We start from the raw sequence: 21,114 nt of genomic DNA on the forward strand, positions 1-21,114 counted from the left end.
GTCCAGGAGGGACGGACACGTCGAAGCTCCCCCGGCATCTGTTCCGAACCAGGGGAGCCCCGGACCGTCGACCGCCGGTCGCGGTCTCCTTCCCGAGTGCGCCGCGGACACGGGCGCAAACCACCCTCAGCGCTCGCGGCGCCGCCGTACGAGGTGCCGTACGACGAGGGCGGCGACCAGCGCGCCGGCGGCGACGAGGACGTAGAGCTGGTAGCGCGAGACCTCGTCGTAGACGGTCGTGATGTGGCTGCCCACGAGGTAGGCCAGGGTGGTCCACAGGCCGACCCACAGGGCCGCGCCGAGTGCGTTGAAGGCGAGGAAGCGGAGCCAGTGCATGCCGGTGGTGCCGGCGATGATGCCGTTGGCCTGGCGCAGCCCCTCGACGAACCGGGCCACGGTCACGATCTTGCCGCCGTGCCGGCCGAAGAACTCCTCGGCCGCCTGGAACCGCTTCGGCGTCAGGAAGACGTACCGCCCCCACCGGTGCACGAAGGCCCGCCCGCCGCAGCGCCCGATCACATAGCCGATGTTGTCCCCGACGACGGCCGCGACGAACGCGATCACCGCCACGCCCACGACGTTCAGTCGCCCCGCGCCCGCGTACACCCCGGCGGCCAGCAGCATCGTCTCACCGGGCGCGGGCACCCCGAAGTCCTCCACCAGGACCACGGCCCCCACGGCCCAGTAGCCGTAGTGACCGAGCAACGGCGCGAGATGCGCCAGCGGACCCGGAAGGGGAGGGGCGGCCATGCCTCCACGGTACGTCCGCGCGATCAGCGTTCCGGTCCGCCCGGCACGGCTCACGGCCGCCCGGCGGTGTCCGGCTACCAGTCGGAGCGGACGGCGCCCTCGTCATCGGTGATGCCCTGGCACATGTGGCACAGTTCGTGATCCCCGTCGCGAGTGACGACGGTGCCCCAGCCGAGGCACACCTCGCAGTCGCGGGCGAGATCCAGATCGGGACGGGGAGGCATGAGGGTGCGGTGGGCTCCGTGTGCCATGGGGGGGAGCGGCTCCTTGGAAGTCGCGAGTCAACGTGAGGGGGCTGTCGTCCGCACTGACAACGCTGTCCGTATGACATCCATTATGTCGGCTTTATTCCTCTTGTCCAGAGTGTGTGTCACCGAGTGCCACCTTTCCCCGGGACCGCCCGGCGGCCGGGATCACCCCAGCCGGCCCAGCCGCGCCTCCCGCCACAGGTCCACGCCGCCCTCGGTCGCGTACTTGTCGATCTCGGCCAGCTCCTCGGCGTCGAACCGGAGGTTCTCCAGCGCGGCGACGTTCTGCTCCAGCTGCTCCGTGCGCGAGGCGCCGATGACGAGCGACGTCACCCGCTCGTCGCGCAGCGCCCAGGCCAGCGCCATCTGCGCCAGCGTCTGACCGCGCCGCGCCGCGATGTCGTTCAGGGCGCGCAGCCGCCGCAGCATGTCGTCCGTCAGCCAGGAGGCGTCGAAGGACGTGCCGCGGGCCGCCCGCGAGTCCTGCGGCACGCCCTCCAGGTAACGGCCGGTCAGCAGGCCCTGGGCGAGCGCCGTGAACCCGATGACCCCGAAGCCCTCCTCCTCGGCCGCGTCCAGCAGGCCGTCGGTCTCGATCCAGCGGTTGAGCATGCTGTACGACGGCTGGTGGATCAGCAGGGGGGTGCCGAGCTCCCGCAGGATGGCCGCCGCCTGCCGGGTGCGCTCGGCGTCGTAGGAGGAGATGCCGACGTACAGCGCCTTGCCCTGGCGTACGGCGGTGTCGAGCGCCCCCATCGTCTCCTCCAGCGGCGTGCTCGCGTCCAGCCGGTGGGAGTAGAAGATGTCCACGTAGTCCACGCCCATCCGGCGCAGCGACTGGTCCAGCGAGGCCAGCACGTACTTCCGGGAGCCGCCGCCCTGCCCGTAGGGGCCGGGCCACATGTCCCAGCCGGCCTTGGTGGAGATCACCAGCTCGTCCCGGTACGGCGCGAGGTCCCGCTGCAGCAGCCGGCCGAAGTTCAGCTCGGCCGCGCCGTACGGCGGGCCGTAGTTGTTGGCCAGGTCGTGGTGGGTGATCCCGAGGTCGAAGGCGCGCAGCGCGATCTCGCGCTGGGTGTCGAAGGCATGGTCGTCGCCAAAGTTGTGCCAGTAGCCCAGGGACAGGACGGGCAGGTCCAGCCCCGAGCGGCCGGTGCGCCGGTAGCGCATGGTGCCGTCGTAGCGTGCGGGGTCCGCGACGTGGGTCATCGGGTCCTCTCCGGGTGGTGCTGTGGCGGTCGCCCCTCCGGGTGCGGACGGGCCCGTCCACCCTGCGCCCGCACGCCACCGCAAGTCCAACCGCCGTACCGGATGGGATTGAGCGGTTCCGTTTCTGAATCGGCCATGGGGGCAGGCGGTGACCGGTGGGCGACGGAAGGAGGGGCCTGGTGAGCGGTGCCGGTTCGGACGGGCGGCGGGAGGGCCGGGGCGGCCCTCGGGTGCCGCAGGCCGTGGCGCGGCTGCCCCGCCAGGTGCGCGAGGAGCTGACCCGCAGGCTCCGCCGCGACCGCCGCGCGTTCGGCGAGGACGACATCCAGGTCGTCGAGCCGCCGCTGCTCCGGCGCGCCGTGGGCGCCTCCGCCCTCGGGAACTGCATGGAGTGGTTCGACTTCGGCGTCTACAGCTACCTGGCCGCCACCATCGGCAAGGTGTTCTTCCCCGGCGCCTCCCCGGCCGCGCAGGTCATCTCCTCCTTCGCGACCTTCGCCGCCGCCTTCGTCGTCCGGCCGCTCGGCGGCCTGGTCTTCGGGCCGCTCGGCGACCGGATCGGCCGGCAGAAGGTGCTCGCCACCACCATGATCATGATGGCGGCCGGCACCTTCGCCATCGGCGTCATCCCGGGGTACGGCACGATCGGCGTCGCCGCGCCCGTGCTGCTCCTGCTGGCCCGCATGGTCCAGGGCTTCTCCACCGGCGGCGAGTACGGCGGTGCGACCACCTTCGTCGCCGAGTACTCGCCGGACCGCAGGCGCGGCTTCCTCTCCAGCTGGCTCGACTTCGGCACGTTCGTCGGCTACGCCCTCGGCTCGGCCCTGGTCACCCTGCTCAACCTGGCCCTGACGGACGCTCAGATGCTGTCCTGGGGCTGGCGCGTCCCGTTCCTGATCGCCGGACCGCTCGGGGTGATCGGTCTCTACATGCGGCTCAGGCTGGAGGAGTCCCCGGCCTTCCAGCAGCAGCTGGACGAACACGAGAAGGCCCTGGCGCAGGAATCGGCGGGCAGCGAGTTCAAGGACATCGTCCGCAACCACTGGGGAGAGCTGCTGGTCTGCATGGGGCTGGTGCTGCTGTACAACGTCACCAACTACATGGTCACCGGCTATCTGCCGACCTATCAGACCGAGGTCCTGCACCGCTCCAGCGGCTCCGCGGACCTCCTGGTGCTCGCCGGCATGCTGTGGATCGTCGTGCTGATCACCTTCCTCGGCCGGCTCAGCGACCGCGTCGGCCGGCGGCCGGTCTACGCCGTCGCCGCCGCCGCGATGATCGTGCTGGCCGTGCCCGCCTTCCTGCTGATCAAGGCGCACGGCACCTGGCCGCCCGTGCTCGGCGTCCTGCTGCTGGCCACGCTGCTGGCCTGCTTCGCCGCACCGAGCGCGGCCACGCTGCCCGCCCTCTTCCCGACCGCCGTCCGCTACGCGGCGATGGGCATCGGCTTCAACGTCGCCGTCTCCGCCTTCGGCGGCACCACCCCCCCTCGTGACGGCCGCGCTGGTCACGGCCACCGGTGACGACCTGATGCCGGCCTACTACCTGATGCTGGCCGGGTTCATCGGCCTCCTGACGGTGAGGTTCCTGCCCGAGACCGCCCAGGTGCCGCTCAAGGGTTCGCAGCCGATGGTCGGTTCACGCGAGGAGCGGCGCGAACTGATCACCGTGTCACGGGAGTTGTACACCCTCGTGCGGCAGCGGGACGGGGCCCGGCGCACCTGAGGCACGCCCCGTACGGTCATATCCTCGTTCGATCGTACGAACTTCTCGCGAGCCTGCTTACCCTGCGCCGCAGTGTTTGATAGGAAACTTTCCTACCAGTGTCCGGGCGTGGAACCAGCACGGACCAACTGACCACCCCCCACTCCCGCTTGGAGCCCTGTGGTGAACACAGACCGCGAGACAGCAGCCCCCGCCCGCATATCCCGCCGGACCGTCGTCGCCCTGCTCGGCGCCACCGCCGCCTCCGGTGCCCTGCTCGCGACCCAGCGCGCGACCGCCGCACCGGCGGCGGCGAAGGGTCTCGACGACCCGGCGAAGAAGGAGATCGCCATGGAACTGGTGTCGAGCGCGGAGAACTCCTCGCTCGACTGGAAGGCCCAGTACAAGTACATCGAGGACATCGGCGACGGCCGCGGCTACACCGCCGGCATCATCGGCTTCTGTTCTGGCACCGGCGACATGCTCGAGGTCGTCCAGCTCTACGCCGACCGCGAGCCGGGCAACGTCCTCGCCAAGTACCTGCCCGCGTTGCGCAAGGTCAACGGCAGCGACTCCCACGACGGCCTGGACCCGAACTTCCCCAAGGACTGGCGCAAGGCCGCGCAGGACGCCGTGTTCCAGCAGTGCCAGAACGACGAGCGCGACCGCGTCTACTTCAACCCCGCGGTCGCCCGGGGCAAGGCCGACGGCCTGCGCGCCCTCGGCCAGTTCTGCTACTACGACGCCCTCGTCATGCACGGTGACGGCGACGACCCGACCAGCTTCCGCAACATCCGGGGGCGGGCCCTGCGCAGCGCCAAGCCGCCGGCGCAGGGCGGCGACGAGAAGACCTACCTCAACGCCTTCCTCGACGCCCGGGTGTGGGCCATGAAGCAGGAGGAGGCGCACAGCGACACCAGCCGCGTCGACACCGAGCAGCGGGTGTTCCTGCGCAAGGGCAACCTCGACCTGAACACCCCGCTCGACTGGAAGGTGTACGGGGACAGTTACCACATCGGCTGACGCACCGGTGTCACGAGGCGTGCGGCAGGCCGGCGGGCGTGGGCACCTGAGGCCCCGCGCCGAGCCCGGCGGCCTGCCGCACCGTGATGCGCTGGATCACGACGACCGAGAGGGCGGCGGCCAGCAGGTCGAGGTCTTCCGCCGCCACCAGCAGGGTCAGCGAGGTGCCGCCGCCCAGGTTCGCGGCGGCCAGGGGCAGCGGGTTACGGAACCGGGAAGCCGGCCGGGCGAGAGCAGCTCGGCGTTGCGCCGGCAGCGGGCGAACCAGAGGAGGAACAGCACGATCTCCGCCGTCATCACGTTCACGAAGATCATTGACACACGGCCGGTGCCGGAGGCCGTGGTCGTCGCCGGATGCAGCGGATGAGCACGGACCGTCAGCGCCCGGACGAGTTCGCCACCGGCCGCCGCCGGCACGGCGAACTGAGCGCAACACGCGAGGAACCAAGGAACCCCGGCGGCGGAACCGGTCACGGTGGAAGACCCGTCCGTGAAGGCGCCCAGCACAGGCTGCGGGGCAGCGCGCAGATCGAAGGACCGGACCATAAGGCGGGGCGTACTCGCATGTCAGGGCCCTGACGAGGAAAGATGGGCGGTGAGCGATCGATCCGACGACGCGGAGGACAGGACTCATGCCGCACGAGCGAGCCGGCCGGCCGGCCGGTCCCGAGGACCTTGTCGACGTGGCCCGGCTGGTCACGGCGTACTACGCACTGCACCCGGACCCGGCCGACCCGGCGCAGCGGGTGGCGTTCGGCACGTCCGGGCACCGGGGTTCGTCCCTGGCGAGCGCCTTCAACGAGGACCACATCGCCGCCACCAGCCAGGCCATCTGCGAGTACCGCGCGGCCCAGGGCACGAACGGCCCCCTGTTCCTCGGCGCCGACACCCACGCCCTGTCCGAGCCGGCGAAGGTCACCGCGCTGGAGGTGCTCGCCGGCAATGGCGTCACGGTGCTCATCGACAGCGCGGACGGCTACACGCCCACCCCCGCCGTCTCGCACGCGATCCTCACCCACAACCGGGGCCGCACCTCCGGCCTCGCCGACGGTGTGGTCGTCACCCCCTCCCACAACCCGCCGGCAGACGGCGGCTTCAAGTACAACCCGCCGAGCGGCGGCCCGGCGGCCTCCGACGCCACCTCCTGGATCCAGGACCGGGCCAACGAGATCATCACCGGCGGGCTGAAGGACGTGCGCCGGGTGCCGTACCCGCAGGCCCTCGCCGCGGACACCACCGGGCGGTACGACTTCCTCGGCGCCTACGTCGGCGATCTGCCGAGCGTGCTGGACCTGGACGCGATCCGCGCGGCCGGTGTGCGCATCGGCGCCGACCCGCTCGGCGGGGCCTCCGTCGCCTACTGGGGACGCATCGCCGAACAGCACGGCATCGACCTCACCGTGGTCAACCCCCACACCGATCCCACCTGGCGGTTCATGACGCTGGACTGGGACGGCCGGATCCGTATGGACTGCTCCTCGCCGTACGCGATGGCCTCGCTCATCGAGCAGCGCGACCGGTTCCGCATCGCCACCGGCAACGACGCCGACGCGGACCGGCACGGCATCGTCACTCCGGACGCGGGCCTGATGAACCCCAACCACTACCTCGCGGTCGCCATCTCCTACCTGTACCGCCACCGCGACCAGTGGCCCGCCGGTGCCGGCATCGGCAAGACGCTGGTCTCCTCCACGATGATCGACCGGGTCGCCGCCGATCTCGGACGCCGACTCGTCGAGGTGCCGGTCGGGTTCAAGTGGTTCGTGGACGGACTGGCCGGCGGTGCCATCGGGTTCGGCGGGGAGGAGTCCGCCGGCGCTTCCTTCCTGCGCCGGGACGGCTCCGTGTGGACCACCGACAAGGACGGCATCATCCTGGCGCTGCTCGCCTCCGAGATCACGGCCGTCACCGACCGGACCCCCTCGGAGCACTACGCCGGCCTGACCGCCCGCTTCGGCGAGCCCGCCTACGCCCGCGTCGACGCGCCCGCGACCCGCGAACAGAAGGCACTGCTCGGCACGTTGTCACCGGCCCAGGTCACCGCCGACACGCTCGCCGGGGAGGCGGTCACGGCCGTCCTCACCGAGGCGCCCGGCAACGGCGCCGCGATCGGCGGCATCAAGGTGACCACCGACCACGCCTGGTTCGCGGCCCGCCCGTCGGGCACCGAGGACGTCTACAAGGTCTACGCCGAGTCCTTCCTCGGCCGCGCCCACCTCGCCCGGGTACAGGAGGAGGCCCGGTCCGTGGTGCTGAGCGCGCTCGGCGGCTGACCGACACCGGGGCGGGTGGCATCCGGGTGGCGGGGCGGACGGCCGGCCGCGCGCCCCCTTCCGCCCCGGCCGCGGATGCCACCCGGCCGGGCCTGGTGCCCGTGGCCGGGTCCGGCCCCGCGCTGGATGCCGGCCGGCCGGATCAGCCGCGCCCGCGGTCCTCGTCCAGGCTGTCCAGCACCGCCTGTGCCATGGCTTGCTCACCCGTGGCGTTGGGATGCGCCGGGGCGGCGGGCGCGGCCGGCTGGAGCGGTTCGATCCAGCGGTCCGCGGGCGCCTTGCACATGTCGTGGCCGACCGTGGGGCCGTAGGTGTCCACGTAGTCGGCCCGGTTCACCGCGGCCACCAGGCGCAGCATCAGGTTCAGCCGCTTCTCGGTGTCCCGCAGGTAGGGGAAGTCCTGCCGCGCGAACGGCACCTGCGGGAAGCAGCCGCTGCCGTCGTCGGGCAACAGGTCCGGATAGCCGACGACGACCACGCGCGCGTGCGGCGCCCTCGCGCGCACGGCCCGCAGGACCCGGTCCACCTTCGGCGCGGTCCGCACGATCGCGAGGGCCAACCGGTCGTAGCCGGACGCCTTGTACGAGCGCTCACAGGGGTCGCCCATCGGGTCCTGGGCGGCCAGGTGGGCGCAGGTGCTGATGATCGGGCCGAAGCCGACGTCGTTGCCGCCGATCTGCACCGTCACCAGGTCCGTGTCCCGCTGCACGGCGTCGAGCTGGGGCGCGTTGGTGCCCTGCGCCTGCCACATCTCGGCGGTCGTCGCGCCGGCACAGCTGACGTCCTCGAAGGTCCTCACCTGACGCCGGTCCGCCACCAGCGAGGGGTAATTGTGGTCGGACCGGGCGCAGTTGGCGTCCACCTGCTGCGGGATTCCGGGGCCCGAGGTGTAGGAGTCGCCGAGGGCGACGTAGTCGATGCGGTGGTCGTGTCCCGTGGAGCGCGCGGAGGCCGGCGCGGTGGCGGCCGCGACGAGGACGCAACCGCCCAGCGCCGCCCCCAGTACGGCGGTTCCCCGCCGGCCTCTCGCCCCACCCGCCGCACGTGTGCCGTTCGTCATGGATCCTCCCCCTGAGGCCGGTTCATCGCGCGGCGCCGGCACCGGAGAGCGGCCCTCGCGCGTTCGACTGGGTCTGTATACCGTCCGGTAGGTCTCGCCGACCAGAAGCGGGAAGCAACGAGTTGCGGGCGCGAGAACGGACACCTTTGTCGGCGTGCGGCCGGTCCGCATCTGCGAACCGGCCTGCCCTCGGGCGTGGCCGCCGCAATGCCGTCCCTGATGGGGCGTCAGGCTGCCGTCATGCCTGTGCGCTACACCATCCGGTGGCTTCTGGCCGCGTGAGCGTTATTCACGGCCCCGATTTCCTGATCATTCCACTGACGACCCATCAGGACTGACCAGACGTCTTCAAGCTCTGACCCAAGTCGAGGAGAGTGGAGAGAATGACGACATCGCCGCGACGGCGATCCGTTCTGGCGTCAGCTGCCACCATCGCCGCGATCACCGCAGTCGCGCTGGCGAACCCGGGTGCCGCGTACGCGCAGGACCACACCAACCCGCAGCCGCCCTACCCGAAGAAACCCGCCTACCCGCTCCATCCCGAGAGCCCGGCGTATCCGGTGAAGGCGACCTATCCGATCTATCCGGAGAAGCCGGTCCACCCTGTCTTCCCGGAGAAACCTGTTCATCCGGTCAAGCCGATGTATCCGGAGAAGCCTGTTCTTCCGGTGAAGCCGGTCTATCCGGAGAAGCCGGTCCACCCGGTCAAGCCGGTGTATCCGGAGAAGCCTGTTCTTCCGGTGAAGCCGGTCTATCCGGAGAAGCCGGTGAAGCCCGAATACCCGGTGAAGCCGGTGCTGCCGGTCAAGCCCGAGTATCCGCAACGGCCGGTGAAGCCTGCGTATCCGGAGAAGCCGGTGAAGCCCGCGTACCCGGAGAAGCCGGTGCTCCCGGTCAAGCCTGCCTACCCGGAGAAGCCGGTCAAGCCTGCGTACCCCGAGAAGCCGGTGCTCCCGGTGAAGCCTGCGTATCCGGAGAAGCCGGTGTTGCCGGTGAAGCCTGCGTATCCGGAGAAGCCGGTGTTGCCGGTGAAGCCTGCGTATCCGGAGAAGCCGGTGCTGCCGGTGAAGCCTGCGTATCCGGAGAAGCCGGTCAAGCCTGCCTACCCGGAGAAGCCGGTGTTGCCGGTGAAGCCCGCGTACCCGGAGAAGCCGGTCAAGCCTGCCTACCCCGAGAAGCCGGTGCTCCCGGTGAAGCCCGCGTACCCGGAGAAGCCGGTGCTTCCGGTGAAGCCCGCGTACCCGGAGAAGCCGGTCAAGCCTGCGTACCCGGAGAAGCCGGTGCTGCCGGTGAAGCCTGCGTACCCGGAGAAGCCGGTGCTGCCGGTGAAGCCCGCGTACCCGGAGAAGCCGGTGTTGCCGGTGAAGCCCGCCTACCCGGAGAAGCCGGTGCTCCCGGTGAAGCCCGCGTACCCGGAGCACCCGGTCAAGCCCGCGTACCCGGCGATGCCGGTCAAGCCGTCCTACCCGCAGAAGCCGGTGAAGCCCGCTCAGCCGTCGAAGCCGTCGAAGTCGCACCAGTCGCACAAGGAGTCGGGCCACGGCCACGACTCGCACGAGGACTGAGCAGGTGACGACGGCCATCTGAGGAAGCCGGGACACAGGAGATCGCTGGGCCGCCCGCAGTGGGCGGCCCAGCGGCATGCAAGGGGGAGCGGGCCGGCCTCGAGCCGACGAGCGGGCCCGGCCCCGCGCCGCGTACACGAAGTCCCCGCCCCCGCGCCGCGGTACGGACCCGTGCACGAACGCAGCGCGACCGGCCGCGGGGCGATGATCCGTCCACCCTCCGAAAACAGCGGCGAGTTGGGCCCTGCACCAGCCAGGGGCATGCCGCTGACCTGCGGTGACGGTGTGAGAAGCTGCCGTGGTCAGCACATCCGCGCGACGGAGGAGCACCGACGGCATGGCCATCATCCACCACACCACGCTCAAGCCCACGAAGCTGGAGCTGCTCGCCGACTGGCTGCCCTCGCGCCCCTGGTACCGCGGCGGCGCGGATGCTCCGGTGCTGACCAAGTCCGGGGGATTCCGGCTGGACGACCCGGAGGGCGAGGTCGGCATCGAGTTCATGGTGGCCACCGACACGTCCACCGCGGAACCGACCGCCTACTTCGTTCCGTTGACCTATCGCGGCGCGCCGCTGGACGGCGCGGAGCACGCGCTCGTCGGCACGATGGAGCACGGTGTCCTGGGCAAGCGCTGGGCCTACGACGGCTGCCACGACCCGGTGCTGGTCGCCGAGTTGTTGTCGCTGATCGAGGGCAGGGCCCAGGCGCAGGCCCAGAGCATCGACGGCGCCCCCGACCCTGAGGTGATCCGCTCCTACGCCGGCGCCCCCTTCGCTCCGGGCGGCTTCGCCCCCGAGCCGGCCGATGACCAGGACGGCACCCGCATCCCCGCGCCGGACGGCACGGTCCTGCACGTCCACCGGGTCCTGACCCCCGTGCCCGGGAACCCGCCGCTGCGCCCCGAGGGCGCGATCGGGCATGTGGCGCGCGGCTGGCGGGATCCGCGGGGCGCCGATCTGGCGGCGGTCTTCGTGACGCTGCGCGCCGGCTGACCGTCCCGCAGCCCGAAGCACGCGCATCCTTCTGGCATGGCCCGGTCAAATCTGTCACGCTTTCGGCAGTCCGCACCCTGACCCCATGAGGGCGCGGCGCACCACTTCGTACAGCGATCGCGCAAGCCCTGTCAGCGGCCGCCCCGGCGTACCCCAGCCCGCGACGGCCATCGAGCAGGCCGGGAATCCCGGCCGCCGCAAAGGAGTAGCGTGTGAGATCGACCCCCCACAAGGTCCTCGGCGCCGGTGCGCTCACCGCCGCCGTGGTGGCCGCCCTCGTGCTCCCCGGCACGCCCGCCGCGGCCCGGCCGGCCGCGGCACCCGCCGCCTGCACCCCGGCGCAGGTCGTCGGCAACGGCGGCTTCGAGAGCGGGACATCGCCCTGGTCGACGTCCTCCTCCACCGTCATCACCAGCCGCTCCGGCCAGACCGCCCACGGTGGCAGCTCCTACGCGTGGCTGGACGGAGTCGGCAGCACCCATACGGACACCCTCAGCCAGAGCGTCACCGTCCCGTCCGGCTGCGACGCGGCCACCCTCACCTTCTGGCTGCACATCGACACGGACGAGACGACCTCCTCCGTCGCCTACGACAAGCTCACGGCCAGGATCGGCAGCACGACGCTGGGCACCTGGTCGAACCTCGACGCGAACACCGGGTACGTCCAGAAGTCGGTCGACGTGTCGGCGTACGCCGGGCAGACCGTCACCCTCTCCTTCACCGGGACCGAGGACGGAAGCCTCCAGACCAGCTTCGTCCTCGACGACATAGCGCTCGACACCTCGGGCGGCGGCGCGCCACCGCCCGGCGACTCCACGCGCACCCCGGCCGCTCCGTCGTACACCGTGGACCTCAGCAGCGACACGAGCGGCACCGAATGGACCGGGCACGAGAGCGTGACCTTCAGCAACGCCTCCGCCACCGCGCTGAACGAGGTCTATCTGCGGCTGTGGGACAACTACCACGGCACCTGTGACGCCATGCCGGTCCGCGTCACGAACGTCACCGGCGGCACGGCCGGCGCGCCCTCCGGGGCCTGCACCGCGCTCAAGATCGACCTGCCCGCCCCGCTAGCCCAGGGCCAGAGCGCCACCATCGGATTCGACCTCGGCATCACCGTGCCCAGCGGGGCCGACCGGTTCGGCCACGACGGCGCCTACAGCTTCATCGGCAACGCCCTGCCCGTCCTCGCCGTCCGCGACGGCGCCGGCTGGCACCTCGACCCGTACACGGACAACGGCGAGTCGTTCTACTCTCTGGCCGCCGACTTCAAGGTGACCCTGGACCATCCCAGCGGCCTGCTGGTCCCGGCCACCGGCACCTCCACCGACACACCCGGCTCCAGCGGCCGTACGGTGACGACGGCGACGGCGTCCAAGGTCCGCGACTTCGCCTGGGCCGCCGGGCCCTTCACCAGGATCTCCGGCACCTCGCCGGCCGGCGTCGCGGTGAACGTCTACTCGGTGTCCGGTATCAGCTCCTCCAGCGCCCAGTCGATGCTCAGCACCGCCAAGAGCGCCGTGGACGCCCACGCCGGCCGTTTCGGCGCCTATCCGTACGGCGAACTGGACGCCGTGCTCGACAACAACTACTGGTTCGGCGGCATGGAGTACCCCGGGTTCGTCCTCGACGTGGTCAGCTCCACCGCCCTCACCCACGAGATCGGCCACCAGTGGTGGTACGGCATCGTCGGCGACGACGAGTACAACAGCCCCTGGCTGGACGAGGCGTTCACGGACTACGCCACCGACCTCGCCCTCGGCAAGACCGGCACCAACTGCTGGAGCAGTGTCTCCTGGGCGTCCAGCGCCGAGAAGATCACCAATTCCATGGCCTACTGGGACGCGCACTCCTCCCGCTATTCCACCGTCGTCTACGGCTACGGCAAGTGTGCCCTGCACGATCTGCGCCGCGTCCTCGGTGACACCGCCATGGCCAAGCTGCTGAAGGACTACGCGACCGCGCACTGGTACGGCGTGTCGACCACGGCGGAGTTCAAGGCCGCCGCCCAGGCCGTCACGAGCACCGACCTCACCTCCTTCTGGGCCCAGCACCGCATCGAAGGGTGACCGGCACACCCACAAGGCTGAAAATCCGGCCGCGGATGGCTTCCTAGGGCGGGACACGGAGTGCGATCCGACCCGACCACGGGTCAGATGTATTCCGTGCGAAGTCTGACAGTCCCCTTCCGCGGCCGGTCCCGCCGGTGCCTCACCGGCGCCCTGACCGTCCTTGTCCTGTTCCTGCCCAGCACCCCGGCCGTGTCCGAACCCGCCGGGGGCGGACCCGTGCGCGGCGGCGCGTACATGGGCATCGGCGTCCTCGCCCATGACGGGGACACCGGCACCCGGCCCCCGGCGGGACGCGCCTCGCAGCCCGAGGGCGTCGACGTCGCGAGCCACCAGGCCTCCGTCGACTGGGCGACCCTGTGGAAGGCCGGCACGCAGTGGGCGTACACGAAGGCCACCGAGGGGACCTACTACACCAACCCCTACTTCACCCAGCAGTACACGGGCTCGTACAAGGCGGGCATGATCCGCGGCGCGTACCACTTCGCCACCCCGGACACGGCCGGTGGCGCCGCTCAGGCCGACTACTTCCTGGCGCACGGCGGCGGCTGGTCCAAGGACGGCAAGACCCTGCCCGGCGCGCTCGACATCGAGTGGAACCCGTACGGCGACGCCTGCTACGGCAAGTCCAAGACCAGCATGGTCGGCTGGATCCGTGACTTCCTGAACCGCTACAAGTCGCGCACCGGCAGGGACGCCGTCATCTACACGGCGACCAGCTGGTGGACCCAGTGCACCGGCAACTACAGCGGCTTCGCGGCGGCGAACCCGCTCTGGATCGCCCGCTACGCCTCGGACCCGGGGACCCTGCCGGCCGGCTGGTCGTACCACACGATGTGGCAGTACACCTCCGCCGGCAAGACCGTCGGGGACCACGACCGCTTCAACGGCGCCCTGGACCGGCTGAAGATCTTCGCGACGGGCTGACCCCGCGTCGGATGCGAGAGGCGCAGGGCCCCGGGACCCCGACCTCGCGCCGGCACGCCAGGCGCCACCGGCCGCGGCTCGGTCCACGTCCACGTCCACGCCGTCGAACAGCGAGTGCGTCGCCCCGGGGACTACCCGAGCGCGGAGGACCCGGCACGCCTGGACGCCGAACGCCCGGCGTCCCCTTTGCCGGAGCCCGTGTAGTCCATGAGGGTGCGATGTGCCGTCCACCCCTGGGACCGGGCCCTGGAAACGTCCAGGACGACCGAACGGGCCAGCTGGTCGACCGCGTAGGGGGTCAGGTACGGCTCCGTGGCCGGACGCAGCCGGGCCAGCGTCTGCGCGGCGTTCGCCGCGGTGCGGGCGACCGCCGCAGGAAGGTGACGGAGCCGCGCCCGTACGCCGTGGGCCCGCAGGACGGCCCGTATCGCCTGGTCCCGGTCGTACGGCACCGGGTCGGCGATGTTGTAGGCACCGGCCGGCCAGCCGGCGGCGGCGAGACACGCCTCGGTGAGGTTCTCCACTGCCGTCAGGCTCAGGCGGACACTCGGCCCGGGCAGCAGGAGCAGGCCACCGCGCACCCGGGACAGCAACCGTGGCACCAGATGCGGATCGCCACTGCCGTAGACCGCCCGCGGACGCAGCACCACGGCACCGGCGGCGAGCGCCAGCGCCTCACCGGCGGCCTTGGTGCGGCCGTACGCGTTCAGCTGGCTGCGCACCGGGTGGTCCTCGGCGATCATCCGGGACCGGCCGGGGCCCGGAGCGTAGACACTGGCGCTGCTCACCCACACCACGGGGCGTCCGGCGGCCGCCCGCAGGAGCCGCGCCGTGCCCTCGACATTGACGGCTCGCATCGCGGCCGCGGCGCGGGAGCCCGGCACCGGGTCGCCGACCGCGGCCGCGCAGTGCACCACGAGGTCGGCGCCGGACAGGTCCGGGACCTCCCGGGCGGCGTCCCACGGGACGTGCCGGCCGACCGGGCCGGGCCGGCGCCCGACACACAGCACCTCGGCGCCCCGGGCCGCGGCCGTGGCGGCGACATGGGAGCCGCAGAAGCCGCTCGCGCCGGTGACGGCGATCGTGGTCATCAATCCTCCGGACGGCTGGTGACGGTGGCGCGGACGGTGAGCGAACGCCAGCTCGGCAGTGCCGCGCCCCGGTCGACGCGCGCCCGTACGACGGCGGGCCGGTGGGCTGCCAGGGCGGCGAGGGTGTCGTCGAGCTGCGCGCGGGCCAGGCGTGCGCCGGGACAGGCGTGCGGTCCGGCGCCGAAGACGAGCTGGGCGTCGGCGGCCGGCGCGGGGTGACGGGCGTTCGGCGGATCGGTGTGGGCGCGGGCGGCGTGGCGTGCCACCAGGATCAGCCGGTCCCCGGCGCGCACCGGGCACCCGTCGAGTCGGGCGTCGGCTGCCGCCGCACGGGGCAGCAGCGGGGAGGGAGCGATCACGCGCAGCAACTCGTCCACCAGGAGCGGCCGCAGCCGGTCGTCGGCCGCCTGATCCCACAGCGCGGCGTCGGCACACCAGGCGGCGGCCCGGGGGAGCGCCGCCACCGTGGTGTTGACGGCGGCGACAGCGAGCATCGCCCACAGGGCCGACTGGTCACCGTCGCCGGACATGGAGGGAGCGCTGCCGCGCGCGCCGGGCGCGTCGGGTGCTGCGGTGGGCGTGCTGGGGCCTTTGCCGGGCGTGGAGGTGGGTTCGCGGGGTGTGCCGGGAGCCTCGCCAGGCGTGCCGTGGCCGGGGTCGGCCTTGGAGGTGGCTGTGGCAGGCCTGGTGGGGTCGAGCAAGGTCTGCAGTCGGTGGGTCGCGGCGGCGGACTTGCGGGTGGTGCCGGGGAGCCGGGGGCCGGGCAGGTGGTCGCGTACGGCGGTGGCCGCGGCACGGGCGGCCGCCTCGGCGACGCACCCGGGGTCCGCGCCGGCTCCGAGCAGCGCGCACACCGTGACCCCGGCCAACTCCTGTGCCAGCGGAACCAGATCGACGGTGGCTCCGGCGCCGAGCGGGGCCAGCCGGCGGGCCAGCACCTCGCGCCACACGGCCCGCAGCCGCTCCACCCCGGCCGCGCCCAGACCGCCGGCGAGCGCGCGCCGGGTGTCGCGGTGACCGGTGCCCTCCTGGTCGAACAGCAGCCCGCCGACGGACATCTCCCGGGCGGCGCCGCCGGTGGTGCCGGCCGCGGTGCGATCCAGCGGGACACCGGTGAGGGCGTGCCGGTAGGCGTCGCTGCCGTGTACCAGCAGCGTGCCGCCGATCCGGGTCACGGGCCGGCGGCGGGTGGCCGCGAGCAGGGCGAACAGCACGGGGTGGGAACGGGTGTACACGCGCCGGTCGCGGCGGCGTGCCGCGCGGGCGCCGGACGGGCTAGGGCTCGGGCTCGGTGCGACGGTCATCGGACGTGTACCTCTCGTGCGTCGGCGGGGCGGTAGCGGCGGTCCCAGCACCACAGCAGGGTCCGGTGGGCGCCCCAGGCCCGCAGGCGGCGCAGGCTGGCGTGGACCACCATCCGCTCGGCCCGCGCGATGCGGTCGCTGTGCTCGCGCGCCCGGTTCAGGAGGACCACGTCCTCCGGCGGCCCCTCCAGCGGCACCCGCGGCGTGCCTCCGCAGCGCAGGTACAGGGCGGCCGTGACGGCGAGGTTGTGGCCGTGGCACAGCACATAGGGGGCGCGGTAGCGCGGATGGCGGTGTGCCCGGCGGTACCGGCCGTAGAGCGCGGCCGCCCGGATCACCGCCGGCAGCAGGTACCGCTCGGCGGGCGAGGGGTGCTCGTCCCGGCGCGGAACGCTCCGGCCGCAGACCAGTTCCCGCCCGCGCCGGAACTCCGTACGCACCGCCGCGATCCAGTCGGCGGCGGGCAGACAGTCCGCGTCGGTCCGTGCGAGCAGCGCGGCGCCGTGCCCGATGGCGTACCGGAATCCGCTGTCGGCCGCGGCCCCGGCGCCCGGCTCCGCCTCATGGACGAGGTGCACGGGGAAGGGCGCGACCGCGGCGAAACGGCGTACGACGTCCGCGGTCGCGTCCGTCGAGGCGTTGTCGACGACGACCAGGCTGAAGTCGCCGTCGCTCTGGCCCGCGAGCGCGGCGAGGGTGGCACCGATACCCGCCGCCTCGTTGTAGGCCGGCACCACGACCCACAGCGGCGCATCGCCAGTTACGGTCATCCCCGGCCGCCCCTCGCGAGGCGGGCGGCGGCCAGACGGGCGGTGGCGGCGCGGTCGGGCTTGCGGGAACGCCCGGACAGCGGGATGTCGGCCAGCAGCACCGCATCCGGCCGCGCCGATCCCATCCGCTCCAGCGGCCCGTTCAGGGCGGCCCGCAGCGCCGCGACGTCGGCATCCCGGCCCGGCTGCACGACGGCCACCAGGCGCTCGTCGCCGTCCTCGGCCGGTACCCCGACCAGCAGCGCCAGCTCGACGCCCGGCACGTGCAACGCGGGCTCGTACAGGCCCGGGTAGATGTTCTCCGCGTGCCTCAGGACCATGTCCTTGAGCCGGCCCCGCAGCACGATCCGGCCGCCGTCGAGGTGGGCCCGGTCACCGGTGGCGACCCAGGGGTCCGGATCCTCGCCCAGACAGCGGTCCCGGGCCGCGGGGCCGGACAGCAGCAGCTCACCGGAGGTGTCGGTCCTGGCCGTCACGCCCGGCAGCGGAGCGCCCACCAGATCGCCCCCGCCGGTGAAGGCGGCCTTGTCGGCCTGTTCCACCGCGGCGGCGGGGAACAGTTCGGTCAGCGCGTACACGCCCCACGCCTCCTCGGCCCCCGCCTGCTTGACGCGGGTGAGCAGACCGGCGCTCGCCGGCGCCGAACCCGTCCACACCCGCCCGCTGAACCGGGCCCCCTCGGCCAGCAGCCCGCGCAGCTGAGGCGGTGTCAGATACGTGGCCTGCGGGCCCAGCCGGCGCAGCTGCCGGGCCAGAACGCGCGGTGACCGGGCGGGCAGCGCGACCGGCGCGCCACCGGCCAGCGACGGCACGAGGACGAAGAACGTGCCACCGAGGACCGGCCGGCCGGCCGCCACCCGGACCAGGCCGGCCACCGTGGCCATGCCCGCGGCGAGCGAGGAACGGGTGTGCACCACCGCACGGGGACGGGCCGTGGTGCCCGAGGTGAACACGATGACGGCGTCGCCGTCCTCGTCCACCGCGGGCGGCGGGACCACCGCCCGGACACCGGCGTCCACGGCGGCCGCGCAGCCGGGCAGCCTAGGCCCGACGGTGGCCACCGGCCCGAGCGCCCCGAGGGCGGGCAGGTCGAGGCCGGCCCGGCGGGCCAGCGGACGGGCCCACCCGGCGACCGCCTGGGCGGCGGAGTCGGCCAGGACGAGATCGGGCCGGGCGAGGGCGAGCCGGGCGCGCAGCACGTCCGGTCCCGCGCCGGGGTCGAGCACCGCGGCCCGCGCGCCGAGCCGGTGCACGGCGAGCAGCACGGCGAGCGCCCGGGGCCCGGGCCGGACGGCGACGCCGACGGTACCGCCGCGCGTGATGCCCCGGGCGTGCAGGGCGGCGGCGTAACGGCCGGCGAGGTCGGTCAGTTCCCCGCAGGTGGCCCTGACCCGTACCGCCCCGGTCCGGGTGGTGCCGAGGACGGCGGGCCGGTCGGGGGCCGTACGCAAGGCATGGGCGAGCGTGTCGAGCATCAGCGCGGGTCCTCCGTATGACGGCCCGGGCCCTGGTCGAGGTACCAGCGGGCGGTGCCGACGAGCCCGTACGCGCGCAGCCGCCGGGTGGAGTTCTCCACGACCATGGCACGGGCGTGCACGATGGCGGTGGTGCGGCGGCGGACCCGGTTCAGGAAGACACGGTCGGTGGGGGAGGGGCGGCGCGGCATGCCGCCGACGGACTCGTACAGGGCGGCCGTCATGGCCATGTTGTTGCCGGCGTGCATCCGGTACGGGGCGAGGTAGCCGTGCCGGCTCCAGTGGGCGGGGCGCACCCGGCCGAAGAACGCGGCGCCGCGGACCAGACCGCGGAAGGCGGCACGCCCCAGCGGGCCGTGCTCGTCACGACGTGCCTCGATACGCCCGCACACCAGGCCCGCGCCCTGCCGCAGGGCGTCACGCGCGGCGGCCGTCCAGCCGGGATGCGGCAGGCAGTCGGCGTCGGTGCGGGCCAGCAGCGTCGCCCCGTTGCGGATCGCGTACCGGAAACCCGTGTCCACCGCGCACCCCACGCCCTTCTCCGGTTCGTCGAGAACATGGACCGGGAACGGTGCCCAGCGGGCGAAGTCGTACGCGATCGCCGACGTGGCGTCGGTCGAGGCGTTGTCCACCACGACGAGTGTGAAATCGCGGTCCCGCTGGGCCGCGAGCGCGTCCAGCGTGGCGCCGATCCGGCCGGCCTCCTGGTGCGCGGGCACCACCACCCACAGGGAACTCATGCCTTCTCCCACACCATCGTCATGATGCTCACGCCGCCGCCCAGGCCCACGAACAGCACCCGGTCGCCGGGGAGCAGCCGCTCGTGGACCCGGTCGAGCTGCACGCCCAGCGTGGCGCTGGCCATGTTGCCGAGCTGGGGCACCGTCACCACGAGCCGGTCCCGTGGCACACCGGTGACCTCCACGAAGCGGTCCAGGTACGGCACGGTGACCTGGTGCACCAGGATGTGCCGGAAGTCCGTCCAGTCCAGCCCGGTGCGCCGCCGCATCCGGTCCAGCACCGACGTGCCGACCTTCTCGAACACCTCGCGCAGCTCCGTCCCGTCACCGCGGAAGTACGTGTGCTCCTCCCCGCGGGGGTGACGCGAACCGCCACCGAAGATCCCGCCGACGGGCCAGTGTTCGGAGTGCGTCTCGGTGTCCACGTCGAGGATGCCGCCCCGCTCCACCGCCTCGAGCACCACCGCGGCTCCCGCGTCGCCGAAGGTGTAGCCCGCGAAGGCGTCCCGGAACTGGCCGGCCCCGGAAGGGGCGTGCCGGACCGCCCGGCTCGGCGTCTCTCCCGTGACCACGAGAGCCCGGCGCGCCCGGCCGGCCAGCATCATCGCGCGTGCCGTGTCGATGCCGTTGACGAAGCTGTTGCACGCGTTGGTCACGTCCAGCGCGTGCGCCCTGGAGCCCAGTTCGGCCTGGACGACGTGGGCGGTCGCCGGTTCGGCCATGTCCCGCGTGGCGGAGGCGAACACCAGCAGATCCACGTCGTACGGGGCCAGCCCGGCCCGGGCCAGCGCGGTCCGGGCCGCCCGCACCGCGAGCGTGGAGGCGTACTCGCCCTCCGCCACGGCCCGGCGCGAGACGATCCCGGTGACCCGTTCGAGCATCCGCGCCGGCAACCGCAGCCCGGACGCGGTGGAGATCCGTTCCTGCAGGTGCCGGGACGACACCTCGTGCTCCGGCAGGCAGGACCCCACCGATGTGATGCCCACCCGGCACAGCGGACTTCGAGCAGCATGGTCTGTGTGCATGGGTCGGACGCTACGAGCCGCCCCGGACACCGTGCCTGAGCACGCGTACTCACCCGGCCTGGGTACACGGCCGCTGTGGCGACCGCCTCCGCTCCGAACACGACGCCAACTCGGTGCCAGATCAAAGGGATTGGGTGATGTGTGCGCGCCGCGCCGGGGCACTAGTGGCCGTGAGCGACCAGCACGCGGAGGGCGAGTGCCGTCATCACGGCGCTGGACGCCAAGGCCGTGACGAGCCGGCCCCGGCTGCCGGTCAGGAGCCGGCCGAGCAGGGCTCCGCCCCCGGCCAGGAGCAGTTGCCAACTGGCCGACGCCGCGAAGGCGGCCAGGACGAACACGGCCCGTTCGAGGCGGTCCGGTACCGCCGAGGCCTGGCTGCCCAGCACCAGTGCCGTGAAGTAGATCACGGTGAGGGGGTTCATCATCGTGATGCCCCACAGACCCAGGAAGTCCCGGGCGGGGCGGAGCGGAGTCCCCTCGGTCCGGGAGGCCGTCGGCGGTGTGCGGTAGTGGGTGACGGCCGTTGCCGCGCCGCGCACCGCCAGCACCACGAGCACCGCGCCGGCGACCCAGCGCAGGGGGTGCACGATCGGCTCGACGGCATGCGTCAGCGCGGAGCCGCCGAGCACGGCGATCAGCGCGTAGACGCCGTCCGCCGTGGCGACCCCCAGCGCGGCGCATGCGCCGGTCCGCAACGAGGTCCGAGCGGTCAATGCCACCAGATACGTCCCGACGGCCCCCACGGGCACGGCGATGCCGTAGCCCGCGAGCAGCCCCGCGACCAGCGCCGCGGTCATGCGTGGTCGGGTGCGGGCCTCCGCCGCCGGTCGCGCTGCTGTCGGCCGCGCACCGATCGGTCGGCGGCGGTTGTCGGCAGCAGGTCGATC

Annotated in this window: 19 protein-coding genes and 1 pseudogene; 7 read left to right on the forward strand and 13 right to left on the reverse strand. The window is 72.8% G+C overall.

Going from position 1 to position 21,114, the window contains the following annotated elements:
- Positions 1–126 precede the first annotated feature (126 nt).
- The 3 genes from ABB07_RS36230 to mgrA all read right to left on the reverse strand — a co-directional run bounded on the left by ABB07_RS36230 (position 127) and on the right by mgrA (position 2,207).
- Positions 127–750, reverse strand: coding sequence for a DedA family protein (locus ABB07_RS36230; RefSeq protein WP_208902670.1), 624 nt, complete (start codon positions 748–750; stop codon positions 127–129).
- A gap of 74 nt (positions 751–824) precedes the next feature.
- The gene (locus tag ABB07_RS36235) at positions 825–1,001 is read right to left on the reverse strand and encodes a hypothetical protein (protein WP_208902671.1); all 177 of its coding nucleotides are present in this window, start codon (positions 999–1,001) and stop codon (positions 825–827) included.
- A gap of 162 nt (positions 1,002–1,163) precedes the next feature.
- Positions 1,164–2,207, reverse strand: coding sequence for an L-glyceraldehyde 3-phosphate reductase (gene mgrA, locus ABB07_RS36240; protein ID WP_208902672.1), 1,044 nt, complete (start codon positions 2,205–2,207; stop codon positions 1,164–1,166).
- Positions 2,208–2,437: 230 nt separating this feature from the next.
- Here mgrA and ABB07_RS36245 point away from each other — a divergent pair.
- Both ABB07_RS36245 and ABB07_RS36250 read left to right on the forward strand, forming a co-directional pair.
- Positions 2,438–3,932: pseudogene (locus tag ABB07_RS36245) on the forward strand (MFS transporter).
- A gap of 159 nt (positions 3,933–4,091) precedes the next feature.
- Entirely contained in the window at positions 4,092–4,934 is an 843-nt protein-coding gene (locus tag ABB07_RS36250; protein WP_208902673.1) for a chitosanase, read from the forward strand.
- Between the two features lie 10 nt (positions 4,935–4,944).
- On the opposite strand, the gene ABB07_RS36255 is transcribed toward ABB07_RS36250, so the two are convergent.
- Both ABB07_RS36255 and ABB07_RS36260 read right to left on the reverse strand, forming a co-directional pair.
- On the reverse strand, positions 4,945–5,082 hold the full coding sequence (locus ABB07_RS36255; protein ID WP_208902674.1) for a hypothetical protein: 138 nt from the start codon (positions 5,080–5,082) through the stop codon (positions 4,945–4,947).
- An 8-nt stretch (positions 5,083–5,090) separates the two neighbouring features.
- Positions 5,091–5,480, reverse strand: a complete 390-nt coding sequence (locus ABB07_RS36260) for a hypothetical protein (RefSeq protein WP_208902675.1) — start codon at positions 5,478–5,480, stop codon at positions 5,091–5,093.
- An 86-nt stretch (positions 5,481–5,566) separates the two neighbouring features.
- Here ABB07_RS36260 and pgm point away from each other — a divergent pair, with 86 nt between their 5' ends.
- Entirely contained in the window at positions 5,567–7,207 is a 1,641-nt protein-coding gene (gene pgm, locus ABB07_RS36265; protein WP_208902676.1) for a phosphoglucomutase (alpha-D-glucose-1,6-bisphosphate-dependent), read from the forward strand.
- Between the two features lie 142 nt (positions 7,208–7,349).
- On the opposite strand, the gene ABB07_RS36270 is transcribed toward pgm, so the two are convergent.
- Positions 7,350–8,267, reverse strand: coding sequence for an SGNH/GDSL hydrolase family protein (locus ABB07_RS36270; protein WP_208902677.1), 918 nt, complete (start codon positions 8,265–8,267; stop codon positions 7,350–7,352).
- 383 nt (positions 8,268–8,650) lie between these two features.
- On the opposite strand from ABB07_RS36270, the gene ABB07_RS41190 reads away from it, so the two are divergent.
- The 4 genes from ABB07_RS41190 to ABB07_RS36300 all read left to right on the forward strand — a co-directional run bounded on the left by ABB07_RS41190 (position 8,651) and on the right by ABB07_RS36300 (position 13,822).
- Positions 8,651–9,832 (forward strand): hypothetical protein, encoded by a 1,182-nt coding sequence (locus ABB07_RS41190; protein WP_244189639.1) that lies wholly within the window; start codon positions 8,651–8,653, stop codon positions 9,830–9,832.
- Between the two features lie 337 nt (positions 9,833–10,169).
- Positions 10,170–10,826 carry a maltokinase N-terminal cap-like domain-containing protein gene (locus ABB07_RS36290; RefSeq protein ID WP_208902680.1) on the forward strand — a complete coding sequence of 219 codons (657 nt, stop codon included), beginning with the start codon at positions 10,170–10,172 and terminating at the stop codon, positions 10,824–10,826.
- A 212-nt stretch (positions 10,827–11,038) separates the two neighbouring features.
- Positions 11,039–12,895 (forward strand): M1 family metallopeptidase, encoded by a 1,857-nt coding sequence (locus ABB07_RS36295; protein WP_208902681.1) that lies wholly within the window; start codon positions 11,039–11,041, stop codon positions 12,893–12,895.
- A gap of 87 nt (positions 12,896–12,982) precedes the next feature.
- Positions 12,983–13,822 (forward strand): lysozyme, encoded by an 840-nt coding sequence (locus tag ABB07_RS36300; RefSeq protein WP_208902682.1) that lies wholly within the window; start codon positions 12,983–12,985, stop codon positions 13,820–13,822.
- A gap of 131 nt (positions 13,823–13,953) precedes the next feature.
- On the opposite strand, the gene ABB07_RS36305 is transcribed toward ABB07_RS36300, so the two are convergent.
- From ABB07_RS36305 to ABB07_RS36335, 7 genes are all read right to left on the reverse strand, one after another.
- Positions 13,954–14,913: an NAD-dependent epimerase/dehydratase family protein gene (locus tag ABB07_RS36305; RefSeq protein ID WP_208902683.1), complete on the reverse strand. Its 960-nt coding sequence runs from the start codon at positions 14,911–14,913 to the stop codon at positions 13,954–13,956.
- On the reverse strand, positions 14,913–16,217 hold the full coding sequence (locus ABB07_RS36310; protein ID WP_208902684.1) for a cytochrome P450: 1,305 nt from the start codon (positions 16,215–16,217) through the stop codon (positions 14,913–14,915). Before ABB07_RS36310 ends, ABB07_RS36305 begins: the two co-directional genes overlap by 1 nt.
- Positions 16,214–16,987 carry a glycosyltransferase family 2 protein gene (locus ABB07_RS36315; RefSeq protein ID WP_208902685.1) on the reverse strand — a complete coding sequence of 258 codons (774 nt, stop codon included), beginning with the start codon at positions 16,985–16,987 and terminating at the stop codon, positions 16,214–16,216. The genes ABB07_RS36310 and ABB07_RS36315 overlap by 4 nt, the downstream gene beginning before the upstream one ends.
- Positions 16,984–18,462: a class I adenylate-forming enzyme family protein gene (locus tag ABB07_RS36320; protein ID WP_208902686.1), complete on the reverse strand. Its 1,479-nt coding sequence runs from the start codon at positions 18,460–18,462 to the stop codon at positions 16,984–16,986. Before ABB07_RS36320 ends, ABB07_RS36315 begins: the two co-directional genes overlap by 4 nt.
- Positions 18,462–19,202, reverse strand: a complete 741-nt coding sequence (locus tag ABB07_RS36325) for a glycosyltransferase family A protein (protein ID WP_208902687.1) — start codon at positions 19,200–19,202, stop codon at positions 18,462–18,464. Before ABB07_RS36325 ends, ABB07_RS36320 begins: the two co-directional genes overlap by 1 nt.
- On the reverse strand, positions 19,199–20,227 hold the full coding sequence (locus ABB07_RS36330) for a 3-oxoacyl-ACP synthase III family protein (RefSeq protein ID WP_208902688.1): 1,029 nt from the start codon (positions 20,225–20,227) through the stop codon (positions 19,199–19,201). The genes ABB07_RS36325 and ABB07_RS36330 overlap by 4 nt, the downstream gene beginning before the upstream one ends.
- Positions 20,228–20,388: 161 nt before the next feature.
- Positions 20,389–21,024 (reverse strand): LysE family transporter, encoded by a 636-nt coding sequence (locus ABB07_RS36335; RefSeq protein ID WP_208902689.1) that lies wholly within the window; start codon positions 21,022–21,024, stop codon positions 20,389–20,391.
- Positions 21,025–21,114: the final 90 nt, after the last annotated feature.

The organism is Streptomyces incarnatus, from assembly GCF_001027185.1.
Taxonomy (GTDB): Bacteria; Actinomycetota; Actinomycetes; order Streptomycetales; family Streptomycetaceae; genus Streptomyces; species Streptomyces puniciscabiei.

Excerpts from the sequence above, each read along its gene's own strand:
- ABB07_RS36330 (WP_208902688.1), bottom strand. The coding sequence starts at position 20,227 with ATGCACACAGACCATGCTGCTCGAAGTCCGCTGTGCCGGGTGGGCATC.
- ABB07_RS36320 (WP_208902686.1), bottom strand. The coding sequence starts at position 18,462 with ATGCTCGACACGCTCGCCCATGCCTTGCGTACGGCCCCCGACCGGCCC.
- pgm (WP_208902676.1), top strand. The coding sequence starts at position 5,567 with ATGCCGCACGAGCGAGCCGGCCGGCCGGCCGGTCCCGAGGACCTTGTC.
- mgrA (WP_208902672.1), bottom strand. The coding sequence starts at position 2,207 with ATGACCCACGTCGCGGACCCCGCACGCTACGACGGCACCATGCGCTAC.
- ABB07_RS36310 (WP_208902684.1), bottom strand. The coding sequence starts at position 16,217 with ATGACCGTCGCACCGAGCCCGAGCCCTAGCCCGTCCGGCGCCCGCGCG.
- ABB07_RS41190 (WP_244189639.1), top strand. The coding sequence starts at position 8,651 with ATGACGACATCGCCGCGACGGCGATCCGTTCTGGCGTCAGCTGCCACC.
- ABB07_RS36270 (WP_208902677.1), bottom strand. The coding sequence starts at position 8,267 with ATGACGAACGGCACACGTGCGGCGGGTGGGGCGAGAGGCCGGCGGGGA.
- ABB07_RS36325 (WP_208902687.1), bottom strand. The coding sequence starts at position 19,202 with ATGAGTTCCCTGTGGGTGGTGGTGCCCGCGCACCAGGAGGCCGGCCGG.
- ABB07_RS36305 (WP_208902683.1), bottom strand. The coding sequence starts at position 14,913 with ATGACCACGATCGCCGTCACCGGCGCGAGCGGCTTCTGCGGCTCCCAT.
- ABB07_RS36335 (WP_208902689.1), bottom strand. The coding sequence starts at position 21,024 with ATGACCGCGGCGCTGGTCGCGGGGCTGCTCGCGGGCTACGGCATCGCC.
- ABB07_RS36235 (WP_208902671.1), bottom strand. The coding sequence starts at position 1,001 with ATGGCACACGGAGCCCACCGCACCCTCATGCCTCCCCGTCCCGATCTG.
- ABB07_RS36290 (WP_208902680.1), top strand. The coding sequence starts at position 10,170 with ATGGCCATCATCCACCACACCACGCTCAAGCCCACGAAGCTGGAGCTG.
- ABB07_RS36300 (WP_208902682.1), top strand. The coding sequence starts at position 12,983 with ATGTATTCCGTGCGAAGTCTGACAGTCCCCTTCCGCGGCCGGTCCCGC.
- ABB07_RS36315 (WP_208902685.1), bottom strand. The coding sequence starts at position 16,987 with ATGACCGTAACTGGCGATGCGCCGCTGTGGGTCGTGGTGCCGGCCTAC.
- ABB07_RS36260 (WP_208902675.1), bottom strand. The coding sequence starts at position 5,480 with ATGGTCCGGTCCTTCGATCTGCGCGCTGCCCCGCAGCCTGTGCTGGGC.
- ABB07_RS36230 (WP_208902670.1), bottom strand. The coding sequence starts at position 750 with ATGGCCGCCCCTCCCCTTCCGGGTCCGCTGGCGCATCTCGCGCCGTTG.